The 6,309-nt window shown below is 72.2% G+C and carries 5 protein-coding genes and 1 pseudogene; 3 read left to right on the top strand and 3 right to left on the bottom strand.

All coding sequences use genetic code 11. The features are described 5' to 3' along the window. Together ABZ641_RS22930 and ABZ641_RS22925 are read left to right on the top strand one after the other, a co-directional pair. On the top strand, positions 1 to 813 hold an 813-nt coding region (locus ABZ641_RS22930; protein WP_359984434.1), incomplete at its 5' end, for an LLM class flavin-dependent oxidoreductase. Next, a complete protein-coding gene (locus ABZ641_RS22925; protein WP_359984431.1) occupies positions 810 to 1,631 on the top strand; it encodes a DUF1684 domain-containing protein in 822 nt (273 codons plus the stop codon). The genes ABZ641_RS22930 and ABZ641_RS22925, both read left to right, overlap by 4 nt. 56 nt (positions 1,632 to 1,687) lie before the next feature. On the opposite strand, the gene ABZ641_RS22920 is transcribed toward ABZ641_RS22925, so the two are convergent. Continuing rightward, entirely contained in the window at positions 1,688 to 4,006 is a 2,319-nt protein-coding gene (locus ABZ641_RS22920) for a sulfatase-like hydrolase/transferase (RefSeq protein ID WP_359984428.1), read from the bottom strand. Between the two features lie 453 nt (positions 4,007 to 4,459). On the opposite strand from ABZ641_RS22920, the pseudogene ABZ641_RS22915 reads away from it, so the two are divergent. After that, positions 4,460 to 4,612, top strand: a pseudogene (locus ABZ641_RS22915) (metallophosphoesterase); the annotation flags it as partial. Between the two features lie 92 nt (positions 4,613 to 4,704). Here ABZ641_RS22915 and ABZ641_RS22910 read toward each other — a convergent pair. Then, the gene (locus tag ABZ641_RS22910; protein ID WP_359984426.1) at positions 4,705 to 5,478 is read right to left on the bottom strand and encodes an amino acid ABC transporter ATP-binding protein; all 774 of its coding nucleotides are present in this window, start codon (positions 5,476 to 5,478) and stop codon (positions 4,705 to 4,707) included. After that, the coding region (locus ABZ641_RS22905; protein ID WP_359984423.1) for an amino acid ABC transporter permease at positions 5,475 to 6,309 on the bottom strand (835 nt) is incomplete at its 5' end. The genes ABZ641_RS22905 and ABZ641_RS22910, both read right to left, overlap by 4 nt.

Below are 6,309 nucleotides of genomic sequence, written 5' to 3'. Positions count from 1 at the left end.
ACGGCCGCCGCGCCGGCCGTCGTCGGCGGCCGCACACCGGGCGGCCTGCGGATTCCGGACCGGTTCTCCTTCGAGCACCTGCTGAACTCCCCGCGCTTCGCCCTGCACCGGGCACTGCTCCACCAGCCGGGGGCCGAATCCCCGCCCTACGACGAACAGGTCGCCGACGTCCTCGCCCTGCTGGCCGGCCGCTACGTGTCCGCGGACGGTGTGGAGGCGCGCGCGGTACCCGGAGCGGGGGCCGACCTGCAGGTGTGGATCCTCGGCAGCAGCGCCGGGACGAGCGCCGAGGTCGCGGGCGCGCGCGGCCTGCGCTTCGCCGCGAACTACCACGTCAGCCCGGCCACCGTCCTGGAGGCCGCGGCGGCGTACCGTGCGGCGTTCACCCCCTCCGCCGAGCTGGCCCGGCCGTACGTCGCCGTCTCCGCCGACGTCGTCGTCGCCGAGGACGGGACCACCGCACGCGAGCTGGCCACCGGCTACGGCCTGTGGGTCCGCAGCATCCGCAGCGGCGAGGGCGCCATTCCCTTCCCCACCCCGGACGAGGCCCGCTCGCACCACTGGACGGCGGAGGACCGCGCGCTGGTCGCCGACCGCGTCGACACCCAGTTCGTGGGCTCGCCGCAGCAGGTCGCCGACGGGCTGGAGACCTTGCGCGACGCCACTGGCGCAGACGAACTGATCATCACCACCATCACCCACGACCACGCCGACCGGGTGCGCTCCTACGAGCTGCTCGCCGAGGAGTGGAACCGGCGGTCCTTCCCGCCGACCGGCCCGAACGCCCCGAACGAGCACGAGGAGCAGAGATGACGGTCCGAACCGCGGCCCGGGAGGCCTTCGCCCGGGACTGGGAGCAGTGGCACGCCGAACACGAGAAGGTCCTGACCGACCCGCACGGATTCCTCGCGGTGACCAGTCTGCGGTGGCTGGACGCTAAACCGACCCGCTTCCCCGACGCACCGGGGGCGTGGTCCAGCACCGCCGACGGCGTGACGGTCGAACTCGGCGAGGGCGAGGAACTGACCGTCCGGGGCGCCGTGGTGCGCGGCCGGTACCACTTCGGGATCGTCCCCGAGCGGGCGAGCGTCCTCGCCGGAGCCGGCGATGCGGTGATCGAGGTGGCCAAACGCGGCGGGCACGACATCCTGCGTCCCCGCCACCCCGGCAACCGGCTGCGGGTCGACCACATCCATACACCGGCCTACCCTCCGGACCCGCGCTGGGTCCTCGCCGGCCGCTACCTGCCGTTCGACCCGCCCCGGGCCGTGACCGTCGGAGCGGCGGTCGAGGGCCTCCAGCACGTCTACGACGCCCCCGGCCAGGTCGAGTTCGAGCTGGACGGCCTGACGCACCGGCTGACCGTGTTCAACGGCGCGCGCCCCGGGAGCCTCCAGGTGCTGTTCACCGACGCCACGTCCGGAGTGACGACGTACCCGGCGAACCGCAGTCTCTCCGTCGACGCCCCCGACGAACGGGGCACCGTGGTGCTGGACTTCAACCGCGCGACGAACCTGCCCTGCGCCTACACGGATCTGGCCACCTGCCCCCTGCCGCCGGCCGGGAACCGGCTGCCCGTCGCCGTCGAAGCAGGGGAGAAGATCCCGTTCGAGCGCGGCGGCGGCCGGTAGCGTCCCGCAGCCGGGTGGTGGTCCCGACGGGACCGTCATCCGGCCCGCGTCCGGGGTCATTCGAACGCGGCGGCGGCCTCCCGGAGTGCCTGCGCGACCGTCTCCGGGTCGTACGGGGCGGGTTCGCCGGGCACGTAGGTCACGGAGCGCAGTGCGCCGGTGTAGCGGAAGCTGCGGTGGCGTTCGAAGACCGGCCAGGAGACGGGGGACTTGCGGTCGATGCCGACGCTGATGCCCTGGAAGGGCGCCATGCCGATGAGCTGGTGGACTGCGGGGAGTCGGCCGGTCTCGGTGCCGTCGACCAGCAGGCGGAAGTCCCACTTGAGGTCGGCGACCGCGGACGCCTCCACGGTGAGGGTGTGCGGGCCGGGTCCGAGCAGTCCGCCGTCCGCCTCGTGGAGTTCGCCGTACTCGTTGTAGGTGAAGCGGAGTCGGCCGTCCTCGACGTAGAGGCTGTACCCGCCGCCCTGGTCGCCGTGCGACACCAGGACGCCCTGGTCGGCCGCGCCGTGGTCGGCGAGGTCGACCACGATGTCGAAGGAGCGGAACGAGATCAGCCGGGAGGAGCGGTAGCGCTCCAGCTCCGGTGTGCCGGCGAGCAGGGTCAGCGGTCGGCGCAGCCGGGTCTCCCCCGGATCGCGCAGGGCGAGCGCCCCGCTGCCGTCGGCGAGCGGGAAGACCCCGTTGCGCCAGGCCGCGTTCTCCCAGGCCTCGGACAGCTCCTTGACGATCTCCGGGTGTTCGTCCGACAGGTCCACGATCTCGGTGGGATCGGTGCGCAGGTCGTAGAGCGCCCATTCGCCGTCGTCGTAGGGAGTGCCGGGGCGGTGCAGGGTGACCAGCTTCCAGCCGGCGCGGTAGTAGCTGCGGTTGCCGGTCATCTCGCAGTACTGCTCCGGATGGGTGCTGTCGGCCCCGGGATCGCGCAGCACGGCGGCGAAGCTGGTGCCGTCCAGCTCCTGGACGGGGTTCCCGGCCCGGTTCCCGGGCCGCTCGACACCGGCCAGTTCGAGCAGGGTGGGGAGGACGTCGGTGACGTACTGGTACTGCCCGCGCACTCCGCCGTCGTCCGCCGCGCGCGGCAGGCCGGCGGGCCAGGAGAGGACGAACGGCACGCGCACGCCGCCCGCGTAGGTCTGGCCCTTGTAGAAGCGGAAGGGGGTGTTGGAGGCCATGCCCCAGCCGCGCGGGTAGTGGACCAGGCTCTGCGGTCCGCCGATGAGGTCGATCTCCCGTTCGACGTCCGGGTTCCAGTCCTCGGGCAGGTCGGGGTGGTGGACGAAGCGGCTGAAGTAGCTGCGGGTGCCCTCCGGGCCGCCTTCGCCGGTGCCGCCGTTGTCGGAAGTGAACAGGATGATGGTGTTGTCGAGTTCGCCGAGAGCGGCGAGGGTGTCGGTGAGCCTGCCGAGGTTCTGGTCGACGTTGTCGACCATCGCCGCGTAGACCTCCATGTAGCGGGCGTACAACTTCTGCTGTGCGTCGGTGAGTTCGTCCCAGGGCCCGACATCGTGCCCGGCCTCCGAGTTGCGGTCGGGCAGCCGGGTCCCCTCGGGGAAGTGGCCGCTCGCGAGCTGGCGGGCGAAACGGGCCGCGCGCAGCTCGTCCCAGCCGCCGTCGTAGCGGCCCCTGTGCCGGGCGAGGTCCTCGGGCTTGGCCTGGAGCGGACCGTGTACCGCGTTGTGGGCGAGGTAGAGGAAGAAGGGCTTGTCGGCGTCGTGGGCGCGCAGCGACTTGACCATGGCGATCGCCTGGTCGGTGATGTCGTCCGTGTAGTAGTAGCCGTCGGGGAGTTCGTCGATGTCCAGAGGGCTGTTGTCGCGCACCAGTTGGTGCGGGTGGAAGAGGCTGGTCAGACCCTCCAGCACGCCGTAGTACTGGTCGAACCCCTTCTGCAGGGGCCAGTTGGAGCGGTCGTCCGCGGCGTTGGACGCCGAGTCGCGGGTGAGGTGCCACTTGCCGACGGCGTAGGTGGCGTAGCCGTTGTCGTGCAGCAGCTCGGCGAGGGTCGGGATGTCGCCGGCCACTTCCATGCCGTAGCCGGGGAAGCCGGGGTCGGCGTTGGCGACGAAGGAGTAGCCGACGCGGTGCGGGTTGAGGCCGGTCAGCAGTGCGGCGCGGGCGGGGGAGCAGAGCGGCATGGTGTGGTAGTTGGCCAGCCGTACACCGTCGGCGGCGAGGCGGTCCAGCGTCGGGGTGGGGATCTCGGAGCCGAACGGACCGATGTCGCTGTACCCCATGTCGTCGATCAGGACGACCACGATGTTGGGTGCGCCCTCCCGCGCCCGGGTCCTGGCAGGCCAGGCCGGAGCGGACTCGCGGAAGGTCCGGCCGATGGTGCCGGTGAAGTCCGCGTACGGGTCGCGGCGGCTGCTCATGATGTGCTCCGGGCGGTGGGTCGGGGGACGGCGGAGAGGAGCTCCGCAGTGCGGGACGGCTGGGACCGGTGACGGCGATGCGGTGGCAGACCCGCCGGAGCACGGCACGTCGAGGGCGCAGACCCCGATGCGTGGCAGACGGGACGGACGGCTCCGGGGCCGGAGCCCTTGCGACGTCAGGGGGCGCAGACCCGGGCGCGGCAACAGAGCGGACAGCGGACACGGTTCACGGCGGTCGTCGTCCCTCCTTCCGGTTGCGGGTGGGTGCCGGACCATCGTGGGGAAGGTCCCCGGGCGCTGTCAATCGACATCTCGCCTGGTGGGAACGGGTGTTGCGGCCGTGTGACGCCGCGTTGCCGCCCGTGCCGGTCGGATGCCGGACGTGTTCTTCGGCGGCTTCGGGGGCACGCCGTCCTCAGGGCGGCCGGTGGCACCGGGCCGGGAGCACGCGGTATCCCGCGCTCCACCCATGTGGACGGCGTCCGCTTCGAAGAGGTCTCGGTCGGCTACCCGCGCGAGTGGAGACCGCGCGGGGGACCCGGCGGACTGCGCAGGGTCTTCCCGCCTGGTCGGCGCCGTGGGTGCATGGGCCTTCGAGCACGGTGACGAGGTCATGGCCGCCCAGGAAGCAGCATGCACGTCCACCCCTCGGCCGTCGGGGTGCCGGACCCGGCACACCGACGACTCGGCAGGGTGGGTCAGCGCGCGGTGAAGCGGCCCGTACCGGTGATCCGGTGGAGGAAACGGCGGGTCCGCTCCTGCTGCGGGTCGCCGAGCACCTGCTCGGGGGTGCCCCGTTCGAGGACCGTCCCGGCGTCCAGGAAGCAGACCTGGTCGGCGACTTCGCGTGCGAAGTCCATCTCGTGCGTCGAGACGACCATCGTCATGCCCTGCTCCTTGAGGTCCCGGACCACCGCGAGCACCTCGCCGACCAGTTCGGGGTCGAGGGCGGCCGTGATCTCGTCGAGGAGCAGCAGTCGCGGGTCGGTCGCCAGTGCCCGTGCGATGGCGACCCGCTGCTGCTGGCCGCCGGAGAGCCGGTCGGGGTAGTCGCCGGCCCGGTCCGCAAGGCCCAGCCGGTGCAGCAGCTCGCGGGCCCGCGTCTCGGCGTCGGAGCGGGAGAGGCGGTGCACCCGCCGGGGTGCCAGGGTGATGTTCTCCAGCACCGTCATGTGCGGGAAGAGGTTGTACTGCTGGAAGACCACCCCGATGCGCCGCCTGACGGCGTCCTGATCCGTCTCCGGGTCGGTGATCTCCTCGCCGTCGAGCAGGACCGCGCCGTCGTCGACCTCCTCCAGCAGGTTGGCGCAGCGCAGCAGCGTGGACTTGCCGGAGCCCGAGGCGCCGATCAGCACGGTCACCGAGTGGGCCGGCACCACCAGGTCGACGCTGTGCAGCACCACGTGCGGGCCGTAGGCCTTGCGGACCTCCTGCAGCTCCAGCACGGGTCGGGCCCGGTCGAGCGGCGTCACACCGCACCTCCCTGGTGCCGGCGGCCCTCGGCCCGGGCGGTCACCCAGTCCGTGAACCGCGTGAGCGGAACGGTCAGCACGATGAACACCAGCGCGGCCACCAGGTACGGCGTGTAGTTGAAGGTCTGCGCCGTGATGATCTTCGCGGCGTAGACCGCGTCGATGACGCCGCCGATCGACACCAGTCCGGTGTCCTTCTGGAGGGAGACCAGGTTGTTGAGCAGGGGCGGTACGACGCGCCGCACCGCCTGCGGCAGGACGACGTACCGCATGGCCTGGGCGTGCGTCAGGCCGAGGGAGCGGGCGGCGGACCGTTGGCCGGGGTGGACGGACTGGATGCCGGCGCGGAAGACCTCCGAGACGTAGGCCGAGTACGTGAGGACCAGTGCCGCCCCGCCGAGCAGCAGCGGGTCCGTGGTGACGCCGGTCAGACGCAGCGCCGGCACTCCGGTGATCATGATGAGCAGGCAGATGATCATCGGCAGACCGAGGAAGAAGTCGACGTACGCCGTCGCCAGCAGTCGGACGGGCAGGAACGCCGGTCCCCGCAGGGTCCGCAGCAGCGCCAGGACCAGGCCGAACACCAGGATGAGCGAGCCGCAGACCGTCATGAGCTGAAGGTTGGTCCACAGGCCGTCCAGCACCCGGGGAAGTGCCTGCCGGGCGTAGTCGGCGTTCAGGAAGGTCTCTCGGAAGCGCGGCCAGCCGGGCGACCCGACGACCGCCAGGTAGAGGGCGGTGCCCGCGATCGCGGTGCTGGCCGCGGCCACCAGCCCGGCGCGTCGGGCCCTGCGCCGGCGGTGTGCCTCGCGGGCGAGCCGCCGGGCTGAG

The organism is Kitasatospora sp. NPDC007106, assembly GCF_040634455.1.
Classification (GTDB): Bacteria; Actinomycetota; Actinomycetes; order Streptomycetales; family Streptomycetaceae; genus Kitasatospora; species Kitasatospora arboriphila.
The sequence above is the reverse complement of the archived record's forward strand: the minus strand, read 5'-3'. Positions and strand labels throughout refer to the sequence as shown.

Excerpts from the sequence above, each read along its gene's own strand:
- ABZ641_RS22925 (WP_359984431.1), top strand. The coding sequence starts at position 810 with ATGACGGTCCGAACCGCGGCCCGGGAGGCCTTCGCCCGGGACTGGGAG.
- ABZ641_RS22920 (WP_359984428.1), bottom strand. The coding sequence starts at position 4,006 with ATGAGCAGCCGCCGCGACCCGTACGCGGACTTCACCGGCACCATCGGC.